The 24,719-nt window shown below is 62.8% G+C and carries 24 protein-coding genes; 18 read left to right on the top strand and 6 right to left on the bottom strand.

Annotated elements, in window-relative coordinates:
• Positions 1–543: 543 nt before the first annotated feature.
• The 6 genes from VGO12_RS21830 to VGO12_RS21805 all read right to left on the bottom strand — a co-directional run bounded on the left by VGO12_RS21830 (position 544) and on the right by VGO12_RS21805 (position 5,694).
• A complete protein-coding gene (locus VGO12_RS21830) occupies positions 544–930 on the bottom strand; it encodes a DUF930 domain-containing protein (protein WP_327514841.1) in 387 nt (128 codons plus the stop codon).
• Positions 931–1,033: 103 nt separating this feature from the next.
• Entirely contained in the window at positions 1,034–1,495 is a 462-nt protein-coding gene (locus VGO12_RS21825; RefSeq protein ID WP_327514840.1) for a YbaK/EbsC family protein, read from the bottom strand.
• A gap of 92 nt (positions 1,496–1,587) precedes the next feature.
• Complete coding sequence (locus tag VGO12_RS21820) at positions 1,588–1,776, bottom strand: hypothetical protein (RefSeq protein ID WP_327514839.1); 189 nt, start codon at positions 1,774–1,776, stop codon at positions 1,588–1,590.
• 140 nt (positions 1,777–1,916) lie between these two features.
• On the bottom strand, positions 1,917–2,171 hold the full coding sequence (locus VGO12_RS21815) for a GlsB/YeaQ/YmgE family stress response membrane protein (protein ID WP_223726397.1): 255 nt from the start codon (positions 2,169–2,171) through the stop codon (positions 1,917–1,919).
• A 113-nt stretch (positions 2,172–2,284) separates the two neighbouring features.
• Entirely contained in the window at positions 2,285–3,568 is a 1,284-nt protein-coding gene (gene rhaI, locus VGO12_RS21810) for an L-rhamnose catabolism isomerase (RefSeq protein WP_414650761.1), read from the bottom strand.
• Positions 3,569–3,594: 26 nt separating this feature from the next.
• On the bottom strand, positions 3,595–5,694 hold the full coding sequence (locus VGO12_RS21805; protein ID WP_327514837.1) for a bifunctional rhamnulose-1-phosphate aldolase/short-chain dehydrogenase: 2,100 nt from the start codon (positions 5,692–5,694) through the stop codon (positions 3,595–3,597).
• A gap of 202 nt (positions 5,695–5,896) precedes the next feature.
• Between VGO12_RS21805 and VGO12_RS21800 the strand changes: the two genes are divergently transcribed.
• The 18 genes from VGO12_RS21800 (at position 5,897) to fliF (ending at position 24,488) form a co-directional block, all read left to right on the top strand.
• Positions 5,897–6,709 (top strand): DeoR/GlpR family DNA-binding transcription regulator, encoded by an 813-nt coding sequence (locus VGO12_RS21800; RefSeq protein WP_327514836.1) that lies wholly within the window; start codon positions 5,897–5,899, stop codon positions 6,707–6,709.
• Positions 6,710–6,827: 118 nt separating this feature from the next.
• A complete protein-coding gene (gene rhaS / locus VGO12_RS21795) occupies positions 6,828–7,817 on the top strand; it encodes a rhamnose ABC transporter substrate-binding protein (RefSeq protein WP_327514835.1) in 990 nt (329 codons plus the stop codon).
• 273 nt (positions 7,818–8,090) lie between these two features.
• On the top strand, positions 8,091–9,587 hold the full coding sequence (locus tag VGO12_RS21790; RefSeq protein ID WP_327514834.1) for a sugar ABC transporter ATP-binding protein: 1,497 nt from the start codon (positions 8,091–8,093) through the stop codon (positions 9,585–9,587).
• Positions 9,584–10,564 carry an ABC transporter permease gene (locus tag VGO12_RS21785; RefSeq protein ID WP_327514833.1) on the top strand — a complete coding sequence of 327 codons (981 nt, stop codon included), beginning with the start codon at positions 9,584–9,586 and terminating at the stop codon, positions 10,562–10,564. The genes VGO12_RS21790 and VGO12_RS21785 overlap by 4 nt, the downstream gene beginning before the upstream one ends.
• Positions 10,564–11,568: an ABC transporter permease gene (locus VGO12_RS21780; RefSeq protein ID WP_327514832.1), complete on the top strand. Its 1,005-nt coding sequence runs from the start codon at positions 10,564–10,566 to the stop codon at positions 11,566–11,568. Before VGO12_RS21785 ends, VGO12_RS21780 begins: the two co-directional genes overlap by 1 nt.
• A gap of 7 nt (positions 11,569–11,575) precedes the next feature.
• Complete coding sequence (gene rhaM / locus VGO12_RS21775; RefSeq protein ID WP_327514831.1) at positions 11,576–11,890, top strand: L-rhamnose mutarotase; 315 nt, start codon at positions 11,576–11,578, stop codon at positions 11,888–11,890.
• 4 nt (positions 11,891–11,894) lie between these two features.
• Positions 11,895–13,283 carry an FGGY-family carbohydrate kinase gene (locus VGO12_RS21770; RefSeq protein ID WP_327514830.1) on the top strand — a complete coding sequence of 463 codons (1,389 nt, stop codon included), beginning with the start codon at positions 11,895–11,897 and terminating at the stop codon, positions 13,281–13,283.
• A gap of 686 nt (positions 13,284–13,969) precedes the next feature.
• Positions 13,970–15,589: a globin-coupled sensor protein gene (locus VGO12_RS21765; protein ID WP_327514829.1), complete on the top strand. Its 1,620-nt coding sequence runs from the start codon at positions 13,970–13,972 to the stop codon at positions 15,587–15,589.
• 41 nt (positions 15,590–15,630) lie between these two features.
• Positions 15,631–15,924, top strand: coding sequence for an STAS domain-containing protein (locus VGO12_RS21760; protein ID WP_327514828.1), 294 nt, complete (start codon positions 15,631–15,633; stop codon positions 15,922–15,924).
• A gap of 3 nt (positions 15,925–15,927) precedes the next feature.
• Positions 15,928–16,293, top strand: a complete 366-nt coding sequence (locus tag VGO12_RS21755) for a response regulator (protein WP_025425897.1) — start codon at positions 15,928–15,930, stop codon at positions 16,291–16,293.
• 19 nt (positions 16,294–16,312) lie between these two features.
• On the top strand, positions 16,313–18,610 hold the full coding sequence (locus VGO12_RS21750; protein WP_327514827.1) for a chemotaxis protein CheA: 2,298 nt from the start codon (positions 16,313–16,315) through the stop codon (positions 18,608–18,610).
• 5 nt (positions 18,611–18,615) lie between these two features.
• Positions 18,616–19,086, top strand: a complete 471-nt coding sequence (locus tag VGO12_RS21745; RefSeq protein WP_077962382.1) for a chemotaxis protein CheW — start codon at positions 18,616–18,618, stop codon at positions 19,084–19,086.
• Positions 19,083–19,991 (top strand): protein-glutamate O-methyltransferase CheR, encoded by a 909-nt coding sequence (gene cheR, locus VGO12_RS21740; protein ID WP_327514826.1) that lies wholly within the window; start codon positions 19,083–19,085, stop codon positions 19,989–19,991. The genes VGO12_RS21745 and cheR overlap by 4 nt, the downstream gene beginning before the upstream one ends.
• On the top strand, positions 19,988–21,046 hold the full coding sequence (gene cheB / locus VGO12_RS21735; protein WP_327514825.1) for a protein-glutamate O-methylesterase CheB: 1,059 nt from the start codon (positions 19,988–19,990) through the stop codon (positions 21,044–21,046). The genes cheR and cheB overlap by 4 nt, the downstream gene beginning before the upstream one ends.
• Positions 21,046–21,435 carry a response regulator gene (locus VGO12_RS21730; protein WP_026618232.1) on the top strand — a complete coding sequence of 130 codons (390 nt, stop codon included), beginning with the start codon at positions 21,046–21,048 and terminating at the stop codon, positions 21,433–21,435. Before cheB ends, VGO12_RS21730 begins: the two co-directional genes overlap by 1 nt.
• The gene (cheD, locus tag VGO12_RS21725; protein WP_327514824.1) at positions 21,432–21,986 is read left to right on the top strand and encodes a chemoreceptor glutamine deamidase CheD; all 555 of its coding nucleotides are present in this window, start codon (positions 21,432–21,434) and stop codon (positions 21,984–21,986) included. Before VGO12_RS21730 ends, cheD begins: the two co-directional genes overlap by 4 nt.
• A 73-nt stretch (positions 21,987–22,059) precedes the next feature.
• A complete protein-coding gene (cheT, locus tag VGO12_RS21720; protein WP_327514823.1) occupies positions 22,060–22,452 on the top strand; it encodes a chemotaxis protein CheT in 393 nt (130 codons plus the stop codon).
• Between the two features lie 356 nt (positions 22,453–22,808).
• Positions 22,809–24,488 carry a flagellar basal-body MS-ring/collar protein FliF gene (fliF, locus tag VGO12_RS21715; protein WP_327514822.1) on the top strand — a complete coding sequence of 560 codons (1,680 nt, stop codon included), beginning with the start codon at positions 22,809–22,811 and terminating at the stop codon, positions 24,486–24,488.
• The last annotated feature ends 231 nt before the right edge of the window (positions 24,489–24,719 follow it).

The following is a 24,719-nucleotide window of genomic DNA, read 5'->3' as shown; positions in this document are numbered from 1 at the left end:
GCGGGCGGGCCCCGGCCTGCCAGTGCGCGCGTCGCCCGCGCCGTCGGGCCGCAGATGACCCAGGCACGGCGGAACCGCACGCTCAGGCCCCCTCATGCGTCCGTTATTCCGTTTCGATCTTGTGTGAGCCTTGTCTTGCATAGGCGGTCAGGGACGTCCTTTCCACGCGGATGACTGCCGCTCTGTTAAGGTCTTGTTAACCATGTTGGCGCAGGCTGAGTGCCCATGACGGCGGCGCCTTCCGTTACAACGTGCGGCTCCAGGGCCGAGACTGCAGAGGCATCATTCGTTTCAAGGAGCCGAGGCAAGGATGTACGGCATGGCAGATCACATGATGAAGCTGTTGATGAGCATCATGGCCGCGCTGTCGCTCGGCTCGTTGCTGTTTCTCGCGGCTGTTCTCTAGCGCGCCGCGCAAAGATGCGCAGCGCGCTTGCTTTCAACACACAGTAAATCCGAGCGCACGCAGCGGCCCTGAACGATCACGGTGCGCTTCTGGTCATTTCATCGTTGCTATGGATACGCTGGCGGTCCGGTGTGGCCTCAAGGGTAGAGGTAGTGCTCGTCCCAGCTTTCATGCGGCACGAGCTCGCCGATCTTGTATTCGAAGGAGAGGATATCGAGGTGTTCCGCGTCCGTGCGGCACTTGAATTTCAGCTTGTACCATTCGCCCTTGCTGCGGAACACGGCGCCCGGCGCCTTCATCTTGTCGTCCGTCACCACCGGCTCGGCGAAGGTGTAGGCGATGACCTTGTCCGGCTTGAAGCTCGACTTGTCGGTGTTGATGCGCTCCATCGCCTCGGTGTCGCACCGTTGTTCGAGCCGGGTCTGGGGGTCGAGCTTTTCGAACTGGCGCACCAGCGACTGATCCATCGCGAGCGCCGGTGAACAGGTGGCTGCGAGGATCAGGGGATATGCGACAGTCTTCATGCGTAACGAACTCCTTGCCGTGGAAGGGGCCGACCCGGCAAATCACCACCAGGACAGACGTCCGTACTCAATTAAGCTTTGTGGCCATTCGAAGGCACGGGCTTCACGTTTCCGAAACGTCGATCCACTCGGCGCCGGTCAATTCGACGATCCGGGCGGGACTGATGTGCACCGCCGCGTTGGTCGCTCCGGCAGCCGGCACGACGATGTCATAGGCTTTCAGCGACAGGTCGCAAAAGACGTTGTGCGGCTTGGCAAGGCCGAAAGGGCAGACACCGCCGACCGGATGACCGGTTTCGGCCTCCACTTCGTCGAAGCCGAGCATGCGGGCCTTGGTGCCGAAACGCGCCTTGTACTTCTTGTTGTCGAGGCGCGCGTCGCCCCGCGTGACGATCAGGATCACGTCGTCCCCGACCCGAAGCGCCAGCGTCTTGGCGATCTGGGCCGGCTCGACACCGTGACCTTCGGCGGCGAGCGCCACCGTTGCGGTGCTTTGCTTGAGCTCGATGACGTCGATGTCGGGGGCGTGCTGGGAGAAGAAGTCTTTGACGGAGGCAAGGCTCATGGCGAAGGGGTCACATTGTTGAAGCTGTGGCGATCGGTGCCGCGATGCCGAAGGACAGGTGCAGTGTCCCGGGCGTCGGGCGCGCCAATCTCTCAATCGTCGTTTGAGGCGTCAAGCTCTTCCGGACGTCGGCCTTCCTGTTGCGGCGGCAGGTAGCCGTGGCTGGTGAACCAGCTCTCCAGGATCGCGATGATCGCCTGATCGCGTGTCTGTGCGCCCGGATGATCCGCCATGAATGACTTGAGTGCGGTCTCGATCTTGTCCGTGTAAACTGCGTTCATCCTCGCCTCCGTCTGTCGATCTGCCATTGTCCGGCGCGCCCATCCATCCGACAGGTCGGCGTGCTCGGCTGTCTTGGGCGCGGCCGGATGAAGGAGCCCTCGGCTTTCGCAGGCCTGAAGGGCTCCTCGAAACTCCTCGGTCACGCCTGTTTGACGATCCGGATCAGCACCAGAAGAATGACGGCGCCGATCGTCGCGTGCAGGATCGCCGAGAGTATACCGGTGCCAAGGCTAATACCGATTGCCGGGAAGAGGAAGCCGGCGATGAAGGCGCCGATGATGCCGACCACCATGTTGCCGATCAGGCCAAAGCCAAAGCCTTTGACGATGAGGCCGGCAAGCCAGCCGGCGATCGCGCCGACAATCAGGAATACGAGAATGCTTTCGATACCCATGAACGGTTCCCTTTCCGTTGGACCTTCAAGGGAAAGATAGATCAGGAATTGAAATCAGATAGGGGGCAATTTCATCGTGCGACGATTTTTTGAACCGTCGCACGCGATGAAGCTCAGACGATGCCACCTCCGCCGCCGGCAACCGCGGGGCGTTCGGCCGCGACCCTGGCGCGATAGCCGCTCTTGCGATAGGTCGCGACCGGGCTGATGGCGCCGCCCATGTCAAGCCGCGCCATCGCAAGGATCGGCTCGACGTCGGTGCGGAAGGCAGCCTTCAGCGTCTCCGTGGCCATCAGCGCATCGTTGCCATCCTGGTAGCCTTCGAGCGCCGAACGGTCGACGATCAGCGCCTGCGCATAGGCGCGGCAGACCTCGGTGGCGCTGGTCATCAGGCTTTCGATCGGATCGGTGACGTTGTGGCTCTGGTCAAGCATATGCGCCGGCTGGAACCCCTTGGCCTTGCGTGTCTCGGCATCGACGAGCTCGTTGAAAACGAGGAACAGGCGGTAAGGATCGATCGATCCGGTATCGAGATCGTCGTCGCCGTATTTCGAATCGTTGAAGTGGAAGCCGCCGAGCTTGCCAAACTGGATGAGGCGGGCGACGATCATTTCGATGTTGACGTTCGGCGCATGGTGGCCGAGGTCGACGAGGCAGAAGGCCTTGGGTCCCAATTCCTGCGCAATCAGATAGTTCGTGCCCCAGTCCTGGACGACCGTCGAATAGAAGGCCGGCTCGAACATCTTGTGTTCGGAAAAGATGCGCCAATCCTCCGGCAATGCCGCGTAGACCGATTTCATCGCGTCGAGATAGCGCTCGAAGGCACGGGTAAAGTTGCTCTGTCCGGGGAAATTGGAGCCGTCGCCGACCCAGACCGTCAGCGCCCTGGAGCCGAGCTGCCGGCCGATCTCGATGCATTCGAGATTGTGTTCCACCGCCTGGGCGCGCGTGGCTGCGTCGACATGCGAGAGCGAGCCGAACTTGTAGGAATGTTCCTGACCGGGCGCGTCGGAAAACGTGTTCGAGTTCATCGCATCGAAACCGAGGCCGAGAGACGTGCCCTTGTCCTTCAGTTCGGAAATGTCGCCGACCTTGTCCCACGGGATGTGCAGCGAGACGGTGGGCGTTGCCCGGGTCAGCTGCTGGATGACGGCGCAATCCTCGAGCTTGTCGAAGATGTTGCGTGGTTCGCCCTTGCCGGGGAAGCGGGCAAAGCGCGTGCCGCCGGTGCCGACACCCCACGAAGGCACGGCGACGCCGTAGGCGGCGACCTTGTCCTTGATGGCGTCGATCGCGATGCCGCGGCGATCGAGCCGCTCGCCGAGGCTCTCGTAGTCGCGGCGAAGTGCGGTGATGCGGGTCTCGTTCTCGGCCTCGATCGTCGCCTGGCCGATCATCGTCGTCGTCATGAAACTCTCCCTGATCAGCGGGTGAACGACTGGGCGTTGCCCGCGTCGACATTGATGATGTTGCCGGTCGATTTCGCCGACATGTCTGACGACAGGAAATAGATCGCCTCGGCGATATCCTCCGGGAAGACGCTGAGCTTCAGCATTGACCGCTCGCGATAATGTGCCTCCAGATCGTCGACATCCATCTTGTAGGCGGCTGCGCGCTGTTCCTTCCATTCGCCGGTCCAGATCTTCGAGCCGCGCAGCACCGCATCCGGGTTGACGACATTGACGCGGATCTGGGCGGAAGCCCCTTCGAGCGCCAGGCAGCGGGCGAGGTGGATTTCGGCGGCCTTGGCCGTGCAATAGGCAGCAGCGCCGGGGGAGGCGGCAAGGCCGTTCTTGGAGGCAACGAAGACGACGTTGCCGCCGGCCTTCTGTTGCCGGAAGACGCGGAAGGCCTCGCGCGAGACGAGGAAATAGCCCGTCGTCAGGATCTCGATGTTCTTGTTCCAGAGCGCAAGCGTCGTGTCTTCGATCGTGGCGGATGACGCAAGGCCGGCGTTGGAAACCAGAATGTCGAGACCGCCGAAGGCAAGTAGCGTGTCGGCGAAACCGCCTTCGACCGCCGCCTCGCTGGTGACGTTCATGCTGACCGAGCGCACGAAGTCCTTGCCGTAGCGGGCGACAAGTTCGCCTTCGGCAGCGGCAAGCGCCGTCTCGTCGATATCGGCGAGCACCACGCACGCCCCTTCCTGCATCAGCCGGTTGGCCGTCGCCTTGCCGATGCCGCCGGCGCCGCCGGTCACAAGCGCGATCCGGCCTGCGAGGCTCTTCGCCTTCGGCATGCGCTGCAGCTTCGCCTCTTCGAGAAGCCAGTATTCGATGTCGAAGGCTTCCTGTTCCGGCAGGCCGACATAGGTCGACACACCCGAGGCACCGCGCATGACGTTGATGGCGTTGACATAGAACTCGCCGGAAATGCGGGCGGTCGCCTTGTCCTTGGCAAAGGTGATCATGCCGACGCCGGGCACGAGATAGACGACCGCGTTCGGGTCGCGCATGGCGGGGCTGTCGGGACGCTTGCAGCGCTGGTAATAGCCTGCGTAGTCGGAGCGGTAGGCGGCAATCGCGTCGGGAAGGGCTGCAAGCGTCTTGTCTACGTCCGGACTGGCCGGATCGAAATCGACGACCAGCGGCCGGATCTTGGTGCGCAGGAAATGGTCCGGGCAACTCGTGCCGAGCGCGGCGAGCGGCTTCAGGTCCTTCGAGGTGACGAAATCGAGTACCGCCTGGCTGTCGTCGAAATGGCCGACCTTCTTCTCGTCGGCGCTGATCAGGCCGCGGATGACCGGCATCAGCTTGCGCGCGACATCGGCGCGGGCAGTGGCATCAAGCACCGGCGCGACAGCGCCGCCGAAGGCCGGTTTGGTGTTTTCGGCCTCGAACCAGGCAATTGCCTTGTTGATGATCTCGACCGTCGTCTCGTAGGCCTCTTTCGCGGTATCCCCCCAGGTGAAGAGGCCATGGCTTTCGAGCACGACGCCGCGGGCACCAGGATTTTCGAGGCAGAACTTTTCAAGCCAAAGGCCGAGCTCGTAACCCGGGCGCTTCCAGGGCAGCCAGCCGATGTCGTCGCCGAAGATCTTTGCCGTCAGCTCGCGGCTGTTCCTGGCTGCGGCAATGGCGATGATTGCGTCGGGGTGCATGTGGTCGACATGCTTCTTCGTGACATAGGCATGCAGCGGCGTGTCGATCGAGGCGGCGCGCGGGTTGAGGTTGAAGGTGCAATGCGGCAGGTAGCCGACCATCTCGTCTTCGAATGCGACGCCGCGGTAGATCGTCTTCAGCGCGTTGAGCTTGTCCATGTAGAGGGTGGCGAAGCCGTCGAGCTTGATGGTGCCGACGTCACCGCCCGAGCCCTTCACCCAGAGCACTTCGACGGCACCGGCGCCAAGCGGATCCTTCTCCATCACCTTGGCCGAGGTGTTGCCGCCGCCGTAATTGGTGATGCGTTTGTCGGATCCGAGCAGGTTTGAGCGGTAAAGCAGTCGCTCGGATTCGCTCATGCCGGCAGCCTTCGCCTCGTCCCAAAGGTTTGCAAGTCGCGCGCCCTGCTGCTTGTCGAGCATCTCGAATTCCTCCCGGTCTGATGCCGCACGGCTTGGCGGCCGCACAGAGATATGGTTGGCATCAGATCACATTGCTTGAGCGTTATTGTCAATCAAAAACGATCAAGTTCGCGCATATTGCGCTGCACAATGAAAAAATATGATTGATTGTGATTGACAATGGTCGATCGTGATGGAAGCATTGATGCCATCGGAGGAACGCATGCACGAGAAAGAAAGACACCGGATCATTCAGTCGGCGGTTCAGGAAAAACCCGTCGTCACCGTCCAGGAACTGGTCGATCTGACCGACAGTTCCGAGGCGACGATCCGGCGCGATATCGCGGCGCTTCACGTGCAGAAGAAGCTTCGCCGGGTGCGCGGCGGTGCCGAGGCGATCAATCCGCCGCAGTTCGTCGGCCTTGCCGGCCGGCCGTTCAAGGTCAACGAGGGGCTGCATGCCCGCGAGAAGCAGGCGATCGCCAAGGAGGCGGTGGCGCTTTGCGAGGACGGCGAGCCGATCATCATCAACGGCGGCACGACCACCTTCCAGATGGTGCATTTCTTGAGCAACCGCCGGATGCAGGTGTTCACCAATTCCTTCCCGATCGCCGAGCACCTTTTGAAGCATTCGAAGAACACGGTGATGCTGTCGGGCGGCACGATCTACCGCGAGCAGAACATCATCCTCAGCCCCTTCGACAATGACGTGACGCGCAATTTCTATGCGCGCCGGATGTTCATGGGGGCGCAAGGCCTTGGCCCGCTCGGGCTGATGGAGGCGGATCCGCTTCTGATCCAGGCGGAGCAGAAGCTGATCGACCAGGCCGACGAACTCGTCGTGCTCATCGACTCGTCGAAATTTCACAAGCGGTCGAGCCTCATCCTGTGCGGGCTGAAGCGGATCGCCACAGTGATCACGGATTCGGGCATCGAGGACAGGCATGCCGCGATGCTCGAAAATGCCGGCGTGCGGCTGGTTGTGGCCAGCTCCAGAGCGGGCGCGGAAGCGGACAACATTTCCTCGTCCGCCTGAGGCGGACGGGGCGAGGGGAAGGCGGCGGTCACGGGCAAAGGGAGCCGGGCTGTTGCCAATGGAGGAAGCCAGCACTGGTGCGCCTTGATCGTGCACCGGTCAACGGGAGGAAATGAGCATGAAGATCCTGAAGTCACTGATGGTCACGGCCGCCGTTTCGCTGGCACTGATGGCCAATGCCGCGCATGCGGAAAACAAGAAGATCGCGCTCGTCGTCAAGGCGCTCGGCATTGGCTTCTTCGAGGCCGCCAACAAGGGCGCCCAGGAAGCCGCCAAGGAACTGGGCGATGTCGAGGTGATCTATACCGGTCCGACCTCGACGACGGCCGAAGGCCAGATCGAGGTGATCAACTCGCTGATCGCCCAGAAGGTCGATGCGATCGCGGTTTCGGCCAATGACACCGACGCCCTGGTGCCGGCGCTGAAGAAGGCGATGGACCGCGGCATCAAGGTCATCTCCTGGGACTCGGGCGTCGCCAAGGACGGCCGGCTGATGCACCTCAACCCGTCGTCGAACCCCTTGATCGGCAACATGATCATCAAGCTTGCCGCCGACAACCTGCCTGAGGGTGGCGACGTCGCCGTGCTTTCGGCGTCGGCAACAGCGACCAACCAGAACACCTGGATCGCCGAAATGAAGAAGGTTCAGGGCAACTACAAGGGCATCAATGTCGTGGCCACCGTCTATGGCGACGACCTGGCCGACAAGTCCTATCGCGAAACCCAAGGTCTCATTCAGTCCTATCCGAACCTGAAGGCGATCATCGCGCCGACCTCGGTCGGCATCGTCGCGGCCGCCCAGGCCGTCACCGACGCCGGCAAGATCGGCCAGATCAACGTCACGGGCCTCGGCCTTCCCTCGGAAATGGCCGGCCACGTCAAGTCGGGCGCCTCCAAGTCCTTCGCCATCTGGAACCCGATCGACCTTGGCTACTCCGCAACGATGATCGCCTATGACCTGATCGGCGGCGCCGAAGCCAAGCCGGGTGCTGAACTGAAGATGGGCCGCATGGGCGCCGTCAAGCTCGACGACAACAACGAAGGCGCGATGGCCGACCCGTTCGTCTACGACGCCAAGAACGTCGAGGAATTCGCCAAGATCTTCTGATCGGGCGAAATGCTTGCTTGCTCCTCATCCGCGCGGTGAGGGTAGCCCCTCATCCGCCTGCCGGCACCTTCTCCCCGCTCGCGGGGAGAAGGGACAAGCGGCAACGGTTTGTCCTTCTTCTTCCCGACGAGGCGGGAGGATGACGGTGCACTCGTTCCCTCTCCCCGTTTGCGGAGAGAGGGTTAGGGTGAGGGGCATTTGCAGACTGCCCTCAATGTCAGGCACATAGATCAGGCGGAACGGAACTTGCTGCAGGATACGCTCACATCGCGGATGAAGCCCGCCATCGCGCTCGAAGGGATCTCGAAGTCTTTTCCTGGCGTGAAGGCGCTCTCCGATGTTTCGCTGTCGCTCTATCCGGGCTCGGTGACGGCGCTGATCGGCGAAAACGGCGCGGGCAAATCGACGCTCGTCAAGATTCTGACCGGTATCTACCAGCCGGATAGCGGCACGATCCACGTGGCCGACCGGGAGGTTCATTTTCCGACCGCGCTTGCGGCGGCGCATGCCGGGGTCACTGCGATCCACCAGGAAACCGTGCTCTTCGACGAGTTGTCCGTCGCCGAGAACATCTTCCTCGGCCACGCTCCGCGCAATCGCTTCGGCCTGATCGACTGGAAGAAGCTCAACGCTGATGCCCGTGCGCTGCTTGCGCGCGCCGGTGCCGATCTCGATCCGACGATCCGGCTGCGGGATCTCGGCATTGCCAAGAAACATCTGGTCGCGATTGCCCGTGCTCTTTCCGTCGATGCCCAGGTGGTCATCATGGACGAGCCGACGGCGGCGCTGTCGCACAAGGAGATCCACGAGCTCTATGCGCTGGTCGAGCGGTTGAAGGCCGAGGGCAAGGCGATCCTCTTCATCAGCCACAAGTTCGACGAGATCTTCCGCATCGCCGACCGCTACACGGTCTTTCGCGACGGAACCATGGTCGACGAGGGGTTGATCGCCGATGTCAGCCAGGACGAGCTGGTGCGCCTCATGGTCGGCCGCGCCGTCGGTTCCGTCTATCCGAAGAAGCACGTTTCAATCGGCGAGCCGGTCTTGACTGTCTCGGGCTACCGTCACCCGACGGAGTTCGAGGACATCAATTTCGAGCTTCGCCGCGGCGAAATCCTCGGCTTTTACGGCCTCGTCGGCGCCGGGCGCTCCGAATTCATGCAGTCCCTGATCGGCGTCACCCGCCCGTCCGCCGGCGCCGTCCGCCTCGATGGCCAGGTACTGGTGATCCGCAGCCCGTCCGAAGCGATCCGGGCCGGCATCGTCTATGTACCGGAGGAACGTGGCCGCCAGGGCGCGATCATCGGGCTGCCGATCTTCCAGAACGTCACGCTGCCATCGCTGTCGCGCACCTCGCGCTCGGGCTTTCTGAAACTCGCCAACGAGTTCGCGCTGGCGCGAGAGTATACGTCACGCCTCGACCTGCGCGCCGCCTCGCTCGACCAGGATGTCGGCACGCTGTCGGGCGGCAACCAGCAGAAGGTGGTGATCGCCAAGTGGCTGGCGACGAGACCCAAGGTGATCATTCTCGACGAGCCGACCAAGGGCATCGACATCGGTTCCAAGGCGGCCGTGCACGCCTTCATGAGCGAGCTTGCGGCTGAGGGCTTGAGTGTCATCATGGTGTCCTCGGAAATCCCCGAGATCATGGGCATGTCCGACCGCGTCATCGTCATGCGCGAGGGACGGATCGCCGCGCAGTTCGATCGCGCGGACCTGACGGCAGAAAAGCTGGTGCGCGCTGCCGCCGGCATTCAGGGGGCCGCGTGATGGTGAAGTTCCTCAAAAACCGTGAGCTTTTGCTTGTTGGCGCGATCGCCGTGCTGCTTTTCCTCATCACCTGGCGGTTCCCGCCCTTCGTCGCTCCGGCAAATCTCGCGCGTGTCTATAACGACACGTCGATCCTGATCATCCTGGCGCTTGGCCAGATGGCGGTGATCCTGACGCGCTGCATCGATCTCTCCATGGCCGCGAACCTGGCGCTTTCGGGCATGGTGGCGGCGATGCTGAATGCAGCCTTTCCAGGCCTGCCGATCCCGCTGGTCATCCTTGCGGCGGTCGCGCTTGGCACCTTGCTCGGCATGATCAACGGCGCCCTCGTCTGGAAGCTCGATATCCCGCCGATCGTCGTCACGCTCGGCACGCTCACCATCTATCGCGGCCTGATCTTCCTCTTGAGTGACGGCAAATGGATCAATGCCCACCAGATGAGCGACGCTTTCAAGGCGCTACCGCGCGACGCGCTCCTCGGCTTCCCGGTTCTCTCCTGGCTGTCACTGGTGATGATCGGGCTCGTGTTTCTGCTGATGAACCGCACGGCGCTCGGGCGGGCCTTCTATGCGGTCGGCGGCAATCCGCATGCGGCGATCTATACCGGCATCAATGTCGGCCGCACGCGCTTTTCTGCCTATTGTCTTTCGGGCGCGCTTGCCGGGCTCTCCGGCTATCTCTGGGTCTCGCGTTACGCGGTCGCCTATGTCGATATCGCCGCCGGCTTCGAGCTCGACATCATCGCGGCCTGCGTCATCGGCGGCATCTCGATCGCCGGCGGTATCGGCACGGTGGCGGGAGCCGTGCTCGGCGCGCTGTTCCTCGGCGTCATCAAGAACGCGCTGCCGGTGATCAACATCTCACCGTTCGCCCAGATGGCGATTTCGGGCATGGTGATCATCATCGCCGTTGCCGTCAACGCCCGCGCCGAGCGGCGCAAGGGTCGCGTCATCCTGAGAAAAGCGGAGGCCGTCTGATGGCCGAGATCCAACCTGCGCCCCGTCACATTCCAGATCGCCTCGAAGGCCGGGGTACACGGTTGCTGAAGAGCTGGGAGAGCCTGCTTCTTGTCGTCGCCTGCCTCATCTTCCTCGGCAACTCGCTGGCGTCACCCTATTTCCTCGACCCCTGGAACCTGTCGGACGCGACGTTCAACTTCACGGAAAAAGCGATCATCGCCTTTGCCATGGCGCTGGTGATCATTTCGGGCGAGATCGATCTGTCGGTCGCTGCGATCATCGCGCTGGCTTCGACCGCCATGGGCTATGCCGTCCAGCTTGGCTTCGACACGCCGTCGCTCGTTGCGATCGGTCTCTCGGTCGGACTCGTTTGCGGCGCCATCAACGGTCTGCTCATCACCGGCCTCGGGCTACCGTCGATCGTCGTGACCATCGGCACCATGAGCCTGTTTCGCGGGCTCTCCTTCCTCATCCTCGGCGACCAGGCCTTCACCGGCTATCCGGACAGCTTCGCCTGGTTCGGCCAGGGATATGTCTGGTGGGTGTTCTCCTTCGAGTTCACGTTGTTCCTCGCGCTGGCGGTCGTCTACGGCGTGGTGCTGCACCGGACCAATTTCGGCCGCGCGGTCTATGCGATCGGCAACAACCAGACGGCAGCGCTTTTCTCCGGCATCCGCGTGCCGCGCATCAAGTTCATCCTGTTCCTGTCAACCGGGCTGATGGCGGGCCTTGCCTCGATCTGCCTGACCTCGCGCCTTGGCTCCACCCGGCCATCGATCGCGCTCGGCTGGGAGCTGGAGGTGGTGACGATGGTGGTTCTCGGCGGCGTCAACATTCTCGGCGGATCCGGAACCATTCCCGGCGTCGTGCTCGCGGCGCTGATCATGGGCATGGTGACTTTCGGTTTCGGCCTGCTCAACGTGCCCGGCATCGTCATGTCGATCTTCATCGGCCTGCTGCTGATCTCGGTGATCGCGCTTCCCATCCTGTGGCGCCGGGCCCGTCGCCGTCTCGCCCATTGAGGATCCAATGGAAAAATACGCCTTCCGCATGCGGCTGAACCCGGGCATGGCTGCCGAGTATCAGGCAAGGCACGATGCCATCTGGCCGGAACTGGAAAGGCTATTGAAGGAGGCCGGCGTTTCCGACTACTCCATCCACCTGGACGAAGAGACCGGCATGCTCTTTGGCGTGCTGTGGCGAACCGACGATCATCGCATGGCGGATCTGCCGTCCCATCCGGTGATGCGGAAATGGTGGGCGCACATGGCCGACATCATGGAGACACGGCCCGACAACGAGCCGGTCGCCGTGCCGCTCAAGACCGTTTTCCATATGGAATGAGCGGATGCGGATCGTCGCCGTCATCGATATCGGCAAGACCAATGCCAAGGTTGCGGCCGTTGACCTTGACCTGTTTGCGGAGATTGCCGTGCGCAAGACCGCCAACACGGTCCTTGCCGGCGGACCCTATCCGCATTTCGATACCGAACATCTCTGGCGCTTCGTGCTCGACAGCCTCGCGGCGCTCAACGCCGAACACGCCTTCGAGGCGATTTCGATCACCACCCATGGTGCAACGGCGGCGCTGCTCGACGCGGATGGAAACCTCGCGCTGCCGGTGCTCGATTACGAGTTCGCCGGCCCCGACAGCCTGGCTGCGGACTATGACGCCGCAAGGCCATCCTTTTCGGAAACTGGCTCGGCGCGGCTGCCGATGGGGCTCAACGTCGGTGCGCAGCTCTATTGGCAGCAGAAGGCGTTTCCGGACCGGTTTGCCAAGGTCACGTCGATCCTGACCTACGCGCAATACTGGACCTTCCGCCTGACGGGTGTGCGCTGCAATGAACTGACATCGCTCGGCTGCCACACGGACCTCTGGAACCCGAAGGCCGGGAGCTACTCGTCACTGGTCGAGCGCCAGGGCTGGCGACCGCTCTTCGCGCCGGTGCTGAAGGCAGGCGACATCGCCGGCGCTCTGCTGCCGGAGCTGTGCGCGGAAACCGGGATTGCGCCGGGCACGCCCGTCTCCTGCGGCATTCACGATTCCAACGCCTCGCTGCTGCCGCACCTGTTGACGCGCGCTTCGCCCTTTTCTGTCGTATCGACCGGAACCTGGGTCGTGATGCTTGCGGTCGGCGCAGAGCCGACGGCGCTTGACGAGCGCCGCGACACGCTCATCAACGTCAACGCGCTGGGAGACCCTGTGCCGTCTGCCCGCTTCATGGGCGGACGGGCATTCCAACTCCTGCTCGGGGACAACGTCGTCGCCGCATCGCCCGAAACGGAGGCAGGCGTTGCGGTGGCCCGGCACATGCTGTTGCCGTCCGTTCCCGAGGGGTCCGGCCCGTTTCCGGGCTTGAAGGCGACCTGGACCTGCGACGAGCAGGCGCTTGGACCCGCAGAACGTTTCACGATCGTGTCGTTCTATCTGGCATTGATGACGGCCACCTGCCTCGACCTGATCGGCGCGCGCGGGGATGTGGTTGTCGAGGGGCCCTTTGCCGGCAACGCGACCTATCTGCGCATGCTGGCTGCGGCGACGGGGCGACCGGTTCTTGCCGATCCCCACAATGTGACGGGTACGAGCCTCGGCGCGGCGTGCCTCGTCAAGGAAACCAACGTCAGGACCGGGGCCGAACCGCTGACGGGCGCTGTTCCCGCGGGCCTCGTCGACTACGCTCAGGCGTGGCGCATCATGGCGAAGAGGCATGCCGACAAAGAAAATCGGTCGTAGAACGCTCGCTCCCGACCGATAATTCGCGCTGTTTCAGTATAAGTCAGGTCCAGGCTTTGCTCAGAACACAGAGCTGCGCTTGATCGACCGGTTGTGTTCGATATTGAGCACGATCGATACTGCCGTCATTGTCAGGATTGCTGTGAGTGCGGCGCCGATGCCAAGAACAATCATTGTTCGTTTCCTGTAAGCGCACCTTCATGATGTCGCTTTTTGTGATGCGAAGGTTTCTTCGCGCATGCAGCGCCCACTTCACTTTTGCTTCGATACGCGAGCCAAAGTCAAAGTACAATTCTAAACTCTTGTGAGTGAGAACCTGTTGGTTTTTCGCGCTTTTATTACAGTTTTGTTGCGACGCAAAAATGTGCGCGAAAACACCCCGCGAATTTTAGTGAATCCGATTAGAGGCGAGGGACCGTTAACCTTCAAGCAAGGAATTAACCATAAACATGGTCGCACACGTCGGATTGGGAAAAATCTAAAAGTCTCCTCAAGGCATGATGCCGCCCCGCCGTACCGGTCAGGTCCGGTATCCGTTTTTCACCGAATTTACTTGCGGGATGATCGATGGCAGACGCCGCTGGCGGGGGCTGATCTCATCAATGTGGCGTGCACGTCCGGTGGACTGTGGCTCCCTGTGACCTCCCCAGGCAAATTCGAAAACGCGCAGTACCCGGGGATCAGCGTTGAGGCAGGAAACATCGTCAGAACAGGCAAAGAAGGGCCAGGCAGGCAGCCTGCTGGAACGTTTGCGCTTTGCCGGGCTCGACGATGACAGCTGCAACCGCGTCCGCGACAACAGGCAGAAGCTCTCTCCGCGCATCGACCTTGCGCTGCGCGATCTCTTTCAGCGCCTGCAGACCTATCCCGATGCATCCCGCCATTTCGACAGCGACCGCCAGATCGACCGCTTGCAGGACCTGCAGACGTCCCACTGGAACGTCCTGACCGACGCCCGTTTCGACGGCCTTTATGCCGAGCGGGTCAAGGTGCTCGCCGACACCGCCAATCGCATGGGCCTCGACCCGCGCTGGCAGATGGCAAGCCATGCGGTCGTGCTCGAACATCTGCTGGTCGGGCTCATTGAAGACGCCTGGCCGAAGTCCTTCCTGCCGATGGGCAAGACCCGTCGTCGCGAACTCTGCGAACTTGTCGCGGCCCTCGTTCGAACCACCTTTGTCGATACCGAGATCGGCGTTTCGCTGCGCTTCAATGCGCTTCGCCAGCAGCATCAGCGGCAATTGGCCGAGCAGCGCAGCGCCGACGAACAGGAAGTCCAGGCGCTCTTCGGCGAATTCGCGGACGGCCTCAGCCGCGGCGACCTCGGCGTGCGCTTGCCGGAGACTGGAGCCGAAGCCTATCAGCCGATCGTCGCCAGCCTGAACGCGGCGCTCGAGCAGATCCAGGCGAGCCTGCAGACATCGGCTCAGCGAAGCCATGCTGCCGAAACGCTCGTCGATCGCATGCGCGGCGGCGCGGTCGCCTTCTCCGACAAGGCAAGCGCCGAAGCCGATGCGCTTTCAAGCCAGCTTGCAGCACTCTCGGACATGGCAGGGCGCATGGCGACCGGATCCGGGCGGATCAGCTCTACCGAGGAAAAGACCAACGAGACACGCGTCGCCGTCGAGCGTAGCGGCCAGATCGCCGGCCAGGCGATCACCGCCATGGCCGACATCGAGGCATCCGCGGAAAAGATCGGGCAGATCATCGGCGTCATCGACGAGATCGCCTTTCAGACCAATTTGCTGGCGCTCAACGCCGGCATCGAGGCCGCGCGCGCCGGCGACAGCGGCCGTGGCTTTGCCGTCGTTGCCCAGGAAGTGCGCGCTCTGGCGCAGCGTTCCGGCGAGGCGGCGCGCGAGATCAAGCAGCTCGTCACCGGTACCAAGGCGCAGGTCGAGACCGGCGTCGAGATCGTCGGTCGCACCCAGGACGCGATCAGCAGCATCGTCGAGCAGGTGACTGCGATCAACACGGCCGTATCCGGCATCGCCCGCGAGGCGGAAGCGCAGGTCGGCGATCTGCGCGGGGTCACGGCCGAGATCGGAACAATCTCCCAAGGCGTCCATTCGAGCGCCGTTTTGGCCGGCGAGACGGCCCGTTCGTCCGACGACCTCCATACGGTCATCGTCGAGCTCGGAGAAACCATCCGCCAGTTCCGTCTGGAGCGCCGCGAGCCGGTCGCATCGACGCCGGCCGTCGGCCGTCAGTTGACCCGCCAGGTGCCGGAGGCCGCTGCCGGGGAAACGGCGCTGGCGCTCTTCGATGACGGCGAGCAGCGGCGGTTCGCCGGATGGCAGCGCTGATCCCAGGGGCAGTTCAAAGTTAGCAGTCGAGGAAGACAGGAATGGCCAGCAAGAAGACCGCACAAAAGACGCTCAGCCTCGCGCCGGTGTTGGACCTGAATGAGGCGACGGCGCTGCACGAGAAACTGCTCGCGCTCAAGGGCAGTGACATCGTGATCGACGCGTCGGCGGTCGAGCGGGTTGGGACCCTTTGCGTGCAGGTGCTGATGGCCGGCGCCAAGACCTGGCAAGAGGAACATTTGTCTTTCACCTTCAGCAAGGTGTCGGACGCTTTCGAGAAAACGACACAGCTCATCGGGGTCGAGATCGATCATCTGATGGCAAAGGAGATTTGAGAAATGAAGAAGCGAGTTCTGACGGTCGACGACTCCCGGACGATCCGAAACATGCTGCTGGTGACCCTGAACAATGCCGGTTTCGAAACGATCCAGGCGGAAGACGGCGTCGAGGGTCTTGAAGTTCTCGAGGAAGCCAATCCCGACGTGATCGTCACCGACATCAACATGCCGCGTCTCGACGGCTTCGGCTTCATCGAAGGCGTGCGCAAGAACGACCGCTACCGTGCCATTCCGATCCTGGTTCTGACCACGGAAAGCGATGCGGAAAAGAAGAACCGCGCGCGCCAGGCGGGAGCAACCGGCTGGATCGTCAAGCCGTTCGACCCGACCAAACTCATCGATGCAATCGAGCGCGTAACGGCCTGAAGTCCGGGGATAGCCTCCAATGGATATGAACGAAATCAAAGAGATCTTCTTCCAGGAATGCGAGGAGCAACTCGCCGAGCTGGAATCAGGTCTGCTGAAGCTCAATGACGGCGACCGCGACCCGGAAACGGTCAATGCGGTGTTCCGCGCGGTGCACTCGATCAAGGGTGGTGCGGGCGCCTTCGGGCTCGACGACCTCGTCTCCTTCGCACATGTGTTCGAGACGACCCTTGATTGCGTTCGTTCCAACCGGCTCGATCCCGGTCCGGAGGTCCTGAAAGTCATGCTGAAGTCGGCCGACGTGCTGGCCGACCTGACCAATGCGGCCCGCGATGGCGGCAGCGTCGACGAGGCGCGCAGCCGTCAGCTGATCAAGGAGCTGGAGGCTCTGGCCAACGGCGAGGTGCCCCAGGCTTCCGCTGCCGCGGTTGAGCCGGTCGCCAAGCCCGTTGCCGCAGCAGTTCCGCCGCCGGTCAACGACGAGGGCTTCCAGCCGGTCGCCTTCTCCTTCGACGACTTCGATCAGCCCGAAGAACCGCCGCTGATGGACATGCCCATCTACGAGATCGTCTTCAAGCCGAAGTCGGATCTCTACGCCAAGGGCAACGAGGCAACGCTGCTTCTGCGCGACCTCTCGCGTCTCGGCGAAATGAGCATCCATTGCGACATGGAAGCGCTGCCGACGCTCGATCGGCTGAGCCCGGAGAGTGCTTACTTCTTCTGGAAGATCCAGCTGAAGTCCGACAAGGGCGAAGACGCGATCCGCACCGTCTTCGAATTTGCCGAGTGGGACTGCGATCTCGAAATAACCCTGCTCGCCGACGATGCCGCTCCGGCCGGCGAAGAGCTGCCGATGCAGCCGGTGCCGTTCGACCTTTCGATCCTGGACGACGAGCCGGCGGTTTCCGTCGGCGTCATCGAGGAGGAGGAACTCGCAGCACAGCAGCAGGACATCCGCAACGCTGCCGTTTCCGCCGCAGGGACCGCCAGCAACGTACTCCAGATGGCGCAGTCCGCAGCCTCGCGGGCGCCAGCCGAAAAGCCGGCAGCCGCCGCCGCGAGTGCCGCAGCACAGAGCGCCGCCGCCCAGCAGGCTGCCGCTTCCGCCGGCACGCCGACGATCCGCGTCGATCTCGACCGCGTCGACCGCCTGATCAACCTTGTCGGCGAACTCGTGATCAACCAGGCGATGCTCTCGCAGAGCGTCGTTGAAAATGACGCCAACGGCACGTCCTCGATCAACATGGGCCTCGAAGAGCTGCAGCAGCTCACCCGCGAGATCCAGGATTCGGTGATGGCGATCCGCGCCCAGCCGGTGAAGCCCGTCTTCCAGCGCATGTCGCGTATCGTTCGCGAAATTGCCGACATGACCGGCAAGTCGGTTCGCCTGATCACCGAAGGCGAGAACACCGAGGTCGACAAGACGGTCATCGACAAGCTCGCCGAACCGCTGACCCACATGATCCGCAACGCGGTCGACCACGGTCTCGAAACGCCCGAGAAGCGCCTTGCCGCCGGCAAGAGCGCCGAAGGCACCGTCCGTTTGACCGCCAAGCACCGTTCGGGCCGCATCGTCATCGAGCTTGCCGACGACGGTGCCGGCATCAATCGCGAGAAGGTGCGCCAGAAGGCGATCGACAACGACCTGATCGCGGCCGACGCCAACCTTTCGGACGAGGAGATCGACAACCTGATCTTCCACGCCGGCTTCTCGACGGCCGACAAGATCTCCGACATTTCCGGCCGCGGCGTCGGCATGGACGTGGTCAAGCGCTCGATCCAGGCGCTCGGTGGTCGCATCAACATTTCCTCGAAGCCGGGCCACGGTTCGGTCTTCACCATGAGCCTGCCGCTGACGCTCGCCGTTCTTGACGGCATGGTGGTCACGGTTGCCAACCAGACCCTCGTCGTGCCGCTGACCGCGATCGTCGAAACCCTGCAGCCCGAGGCGTCTGCGATCCACTCCTTCGGCTCCAACCAGCGGCTGATCTCGATCCGCAACTCCTTCTGCCCGCTTGTCGACGTCGGCCGGATCCTGAATTTCCGCGCCATCCAGGCAAACCCGGTCGAAGGCGTCGCCTTGCTGGTCGAATCCGAAGGTGGTGGCCAGCGTGCCCTGATGGTCGATGCGATCCAGGGGCAGCGCCAGGTGGTGATCAAGAGCCTCGAGGCCAACTACACCCACGTGCCTGGCATCGCCGCCGCAACCATTCTCGGCGACGGCCGCGTGGCGCTCATCCTTGATGTCGATGCGATCGTCGCGGCCTCGCGCGGCCACTCGCTGAAGCCTGAAATGTCACTTGCTGCAGCCGGATAACGACAATGACCTATGCCGCAAAAAATCTGACCACGGACGGACGGGAGCTGATCGCTTTCCGCGTCGGGGATCAGGAATTCTGCGTAAACATCATGCAGGTGCGCGAGATCCGCGGCTGGACACCCGCGACATCGATGCCGCATGCGCCACCTTATGTGCTCGGCGTCATCAATCTGCGCGGCGCCGTTCTGCCGATCGTTGATCTTTCGGCCCGGCTCGGCATGAAGCCGGCCGAGCCGACCGTGCGCCACGTCATCATCGTCGCCCAGGTGAAAAGCCAGGTTGTCGGCCTTCTGGTGGATGCCGTCTCCGACATCCTGACGATCACCGACGACAAGATCCAGCCGACGCCCGACGTCATCTCGTCGGAGTTCGAAAAGAGCTTCGCCCGCGGCGTGCTCGCGATCGAAGGCCGGATGATCTGCCTCATAGAGCTGGAAGCCATCTTCCCGCAGGAAGAAAGGGAAGCCGCATGAGGAACCAGGTCGCCTTCGAACAGAAGCTCTCGCCGGATGAATGCCTGGCAAGCGGCGAATATCCGCTGACCCGTCGCGATCTCAGCGAGATCGCCGCGATGATCTATGCGGATGCCGGCATCTACTTGAACGAGAGCAAGGCATCGCTCGTCTATTCGCGGCTGTCCAAGCACATCCGCAACCTCGGGCTCAAGGGGTTCCGCGAGTATTGCCAGCTGGTCTCATCGCCCGCCGGTGCCGCTGCCCGCCGCGACATGCTCTCGCATCTGACCACCAACTTCACGCGGTTCTTCCGCGAGAACCATCACTTCGAGCATCTCAAGACCGACGTGCTGCCGGACCTGATCGCGCGCGCCAAGGCCGGCGGCCGGGTTCGCATCTGGTCGGCAGCCTGCTCGGACGGTCAGGAACCCTACTCGATCGCGCTGACGGTGCTGTCGTTGCTGCCGAATGCGGCCGACTATGACTTCCGCATCCTTGCGACCGACATCGACCCGAAGATCCTGGCGCTCGCCCGTGCCGGCGCCTATGACGCAACGGCGCTCGAAACCGTCAACCCGGCGATGCGCAAGCAGTGGTTCTCCGAAGTCAACGTCGCCGGCCGTTTCAAGTGGCAGGTCGATGAGCGGGTCAAGCGGCTGATCACCTTCAACGAACTGAACCTGATGGCGCAGTGGCCGTTCAAGGGGCCGTTCGACGTGATCTTCTGCCGAAACGTCGTGATCTATTTCGACGAACCGACCCAGATGAAGATCTGGTCGCGCTTCGCCGGAATGCTCAACACCGACGGGCATCTTTACATCGGCCATTCCGAACGCGTGTCGGGCGACGCCAAGGCGCACTTCGACAACATCGGCATCACCACCTACCGCCATACCGGCAAGTTTCATGGAGGACGGGCATGACCGCTCCCGCACGTGTTCTCGTCGTCGACGACTCCGCCACCATGCGTGGCCTGATCACCGCTGTCTTGAATGCCGACCCGGACGTGACCGTCGTCGGCCAGGCGGCCGACGCCATGGAGGCGCGCCAGGCGATCAAGCAGCTCGACCCTGACGTCGTCACCCTCGACATCGAGATGCCGAACATGAACGGCCTCGAATTCCTCGACAAGATCATGCGGCTGCGGCCGATGCCGGTCATCATGGTCTCGACGCTGACGCACAAGGGTGCGGAGGCGACGATCGCCGCGCTTGAAATCGGCGCGTTCGATTGCGTCGGCAAGCCGCATCCCGGCGACCCGCAACCCTTCGCCGGCCTCGTCGACAAGGTAAAGGCGGCCGCCCGTTCGCAGCGCAAGTTCATCATCACCGGCAACAAGGCGGCCGCTCCGGCGCCCGCCAATGCGAACGCCGCCTCGGAATATCGGGCCGGCCGCAAGATCGTCGCGATCGGCGCCTCCACCGGCGGCGTGGAAGCGTTGATCACTGTGCTGCAGAAATTCCCGGCCAACTGCCCGCCGACCGTGATCACCCAGCACATGCCGCATACCTTCACCAAGAGCTTCGCCGAGCGGCTGAACCGCCTCTGCGCGCCGACGGTTCAGGAGGCGACGGACGGTGCGCGGCTCGAGATCGGCAAGGTCTACCTGGCGCCCGGCGGCGAGCGCCATCTGCAGGTCGCAAACGCCACGGCACCCTGCTGCCGCCTGGTCGACCGCGATCCGGTCAACGGCCATCGCCCTTCGGTCGACGTGCTGTTCGATTCGGTCGCCGAACTTGCCGGCCGCAACGCGATCGGCGTGATCCTGACCGGCATGGGGCGCGACGGCGCCTCCGGTCTCCTGAAAATGCGGCATGCCGGAGCAAAGACCTTCGGCCAGAACGAAAAGACATGTGTCGTCTACGGCATGCCGAGAGTCGCCTATGAATTGGGCGCCGTTGAAACCCAGCTCCCCCTCGGTTCGATCGGGGAGGAGGTCCTGAAAGCAGCGGCGCTCCGCAAGGAAGGAAGCGAATAATGTCCATCGCCGAAAAAATCAAAGTTCTGATCGTCGACGATCAGGTGACGAGCCGCCTGCTTCTGGGTGACGCCCTGCAGCAGCTGGGTTTCAAGCAGATCACCGCCGCGGGCGACGGGGAGCAGGGCATGAAGATCATGGCCCAGAACCCCCACCACCTGGTGATCTCCGACTTCAACATGCCGAAAATGGACGGGCTCGGCCTGCTGCAGGCCGTGCGCGCCAATCCGGCGACCAAGAAGGCGGCCTTCATCATCCTGACGGCCCAGGGCGACCGCGCATTGGTCCAGAAGGCCGCGGCCCTCGGCGCCAACAATGTGCTGGCCAAACCTTTCACCATCGAAAAGATGAAGGCCGCGATCGAAGCCGTATTCGGGGCGCTCAAATGAACAATGAAGCCGCCGGCAAGCGCGTGCATGTCATCCAGGGCGAGTACAAGGTCTTCAACGATCCCAATGTCGTGTTGTCGACCATCCTCGGTTCCTGCGTGGCAGCCTGCATGCGCGATCCCGTGGTCGGTGTCGGCGGCATGAATCACTTTCTGCTGCCCGGTTCCGCGACGTCACCCGCTACCGGCGGTGACGCGACCCGCTACGGGGTCCATCTGATGGAACTCCTCATCAACGGTCTGCTGAAGCAGGGCGCCCGGCGAGATCGTCTCGAAGCCAAGATCTTTGGCGGCGCCAAGACGATCGCCCGCTTCTCCAATGTCGGCGAGCAGAACGCCGCCTTCGCCCGGCAGTTCCTGCTTGACGAAGGCATCCGCATCGTCGGCGAAAGCACCGGCGGTGAGCATGGTCGCAAGCTCGAATACTGGCCGTCTTCCGGGCGCGCCCGGCAGTACGCACTGACCGGGGTCGAGACCCAGCGCACCGTGCAGCTGGAGGAACGCCCGATCGTCGCGCCGAAGCCTGTGGAAAGCTCGATCGAATTCTTCTGACCCTGCGAGGCAGGCGCCTCGCAGGCCGCACTACGACCTTCTACCGAAGCCCCGAGCCACGTGAGACTTACCGATGCAGACTGAATACCAGGGCCACATGCCGCACGTGGAAGAAGCGCTCCCCGAAGTGCTGATGCGCATCGTCACCGAATTGCACGACGTCGCCTACCTGATCGAGCGGATAGAACCCCAGCTCCTGGGCGACGAGAGCCTCGACGCGCTCGACAATCCCGACAAGATGATGGTGCTGCAGGGGATCGACCTGGCGGTGCAGAAAACCCGTGGGCTTGCCGAATTCATCGACACGATCACCGCCTCCATCCCCGATAGCTGGCTGGTCGACGTCACAACGGCCATAAGCCTGGTCAAGCTTGCGGACATGAAGAAGACGCTTGGCAACGGCATGTTGCGCCACGGCCACTCCCAACCGCTGACCAAAGCGGCCGGCGATTTCGAGGCTTTCTGACCCGCCATTCGCCAGAGCGCGAACCGTCTGCACCCATAATAGTTTTTGATTCAATGCCTTACGGCGTGCTTCTCGGCGCGCCGGCGCTGCCGCGCCGGCCGATGAGCCGGTTTTTGCCGTCGATTTCGCGCCGTGGATAATTCGTCCATCGCGCCTTTTGAGGGGCCAGCAAGGCCCATCAAGCCAAGTTCGCGCAAGTTTCGTTTCCTACGGTCCCGATCGGGGCTGGTAGATTCGTGGGCATTGGAACCGATACGAGGCATGTCGAAAGCCAGCAAACCCGAATGTTGGAACTGCGCAGGGCATACATCCGATGACCGGATCGAAGGCCTTGCGATACTGGGTGCGGAAACAGAATGAGTCTGTTGGATCAACTCTCGACGTTCACAAAGAACCTGAGCAGTCTTGGGCAAGGAAAGCTGATTGCGCTGGCTGCGGCCGGCATCGTTGCGGTCGGCATGGTGCTCGGGGCCGGCATTTACGTCAACAGACCCTCGTTCGAGACGCTTTATGTCGGGCTCGAACGCAGCGATGTCACCCAGATCAGCATCGCGCTGGCTGAAAGCAATATCGATTTCAACGTCGGCTCCGATGGCGCAAGCATCCAGGTTCCGGTCGGCATGAACAGCAAGGCCCGGCTGATGCTCGCCGAGCGCGGCCTGCCGAGCAGCGCCAATGCCGGCTACGAGCTTTTCGACAACGTCGGTTCGCTTGGCCTCACGTCCTTCATGCAGGAGGTGACCCGCGTTCGTGCGCTCGAGGGCGAAATCGGCCGCACCATCCAGCAGATTTCCGGCATTGCCGCCGCCCGCGTCCACATCGTCATGCCAGAGCGCGGCAGCTTCCGCAAAGCCGACCAGAACCCGACCGCTTCCGTCATGATCCGCGCCAGCGCCACGGTCGGCCGCAGCGCCGCAGCCTCGATCCGCCATCTCGTCGCCTCTTCCGTGCCGGGGCTCGACGTCGATGACGTGACCGTGCTCGATTCGACCGGGCAGCTGCTCGCCTCCGGCGACGATCCGACCAACAGCGCCCTCAACCAGTCGCTCGGCGTCGTCCAGAACGTCCAGGCCGAGCTTGAAAAGAAGATCGACAATGCGCTCGCTCCGTTCCTCGGAATGGACAACTTCCGCTCCAGCGTCACCGCCCGCCTGAACACCGATACGCAGCAGATCCAGGAAACGGTGTTCGACCCGGAATCGCGCGTCGAGCGTTCGACCCGCGTGACCAAGGAAGAACAGAAGTCCAGCCAGCAGCAGCCGGACAATGCCGCAACCGTGCAGCAGAACATTCCGCAGGCCGCCCCGACCGGCGGCGCCGGCCCGAAGTCGAGCGACGAGGCCGAGAAGAAGGAAGAGCAGACCAACTACGAGATCAACAGCAAGACGATCGCCACCGTCAAGAACAGCTACACGGTCGAGCGGCTCTCGGTCGCCGTCGTCGTCAACCGCGGCCGTCTTGCCGCGATGGTGGGCGAGCCGGCTGACCAGGCCAAGATCGACGCCTATCTCGCCGACATGCAGAAGATCGTCGCCTCGGCCGCCGGCCTTGATACGAGCCGCGGCGATGTCGTGACCCTGACGGCCATGGACTTCGTCGAGACCCAACTGCTCGATCAGGCGGTCGCTGGTCCGGGTGTCATGGAGACGCTGACGCGCAATCTCGGCGGCATCATCAACGCACTCGCCTTCGTCGTCGTCGCCTTCCTGGTGGTCTGGATGGGCATGCGGCCGCTGGCGCGCCAGCTGGGTCTTGGCGGCGGCGCCGGTCAGGTCCAGGGCGAAGCTGCCGGCCTCGAACTGCCCGACTTTTCTCCGGCCAATGCCGGAGCGGGCGGCGCGCTCATGGAAGGCTTCGGCTCCGACTTCGGCTTCGACAGCACCGACGACCTGCTCAGCATGGGCGGCGACGACAGCGGCGGCTTCAACCGCCGCGTCAAGGAAGGACCGGAGCGGCGCCTGGCCCGCATGGTCGAGATCAGCGAAGAGCGCGCGGCGAAGATCCTGCGCAAGTGGGCCCTCGACAAGGCCGCGTGACAAAGGCGCTCAAAAAACCCGATATCCATGCAAGTCCCGCCCTCGTGGCGGGATTTGCGTTTCTCGCGCCGGCGGGGCGCCGCATGGCCTTCGGCAAATATTGTAGGAGTCCGGTTGGCGGTTGCGCCTGCATGCAGAATTTTCTTCAAGTTTCGAACTGATTCCAGCCGAGTCCCGCAGCATGCCGTTGATGGTAATATTTTAACGATATCTTAATTTATAGATTCGGCT

Source organism: Ensifer sp., assembly GCF_035999135.1.
GTDB lineage: Bacteria > Pseudomonadota > Alphaproteobacteria > Rhizobiales > Rhizobiaceae > Ensifer.
Note: the sequence above shows the minus strand (reverse complement) of the source record. Positions and strands in the feature narration are given on the sequence as shown.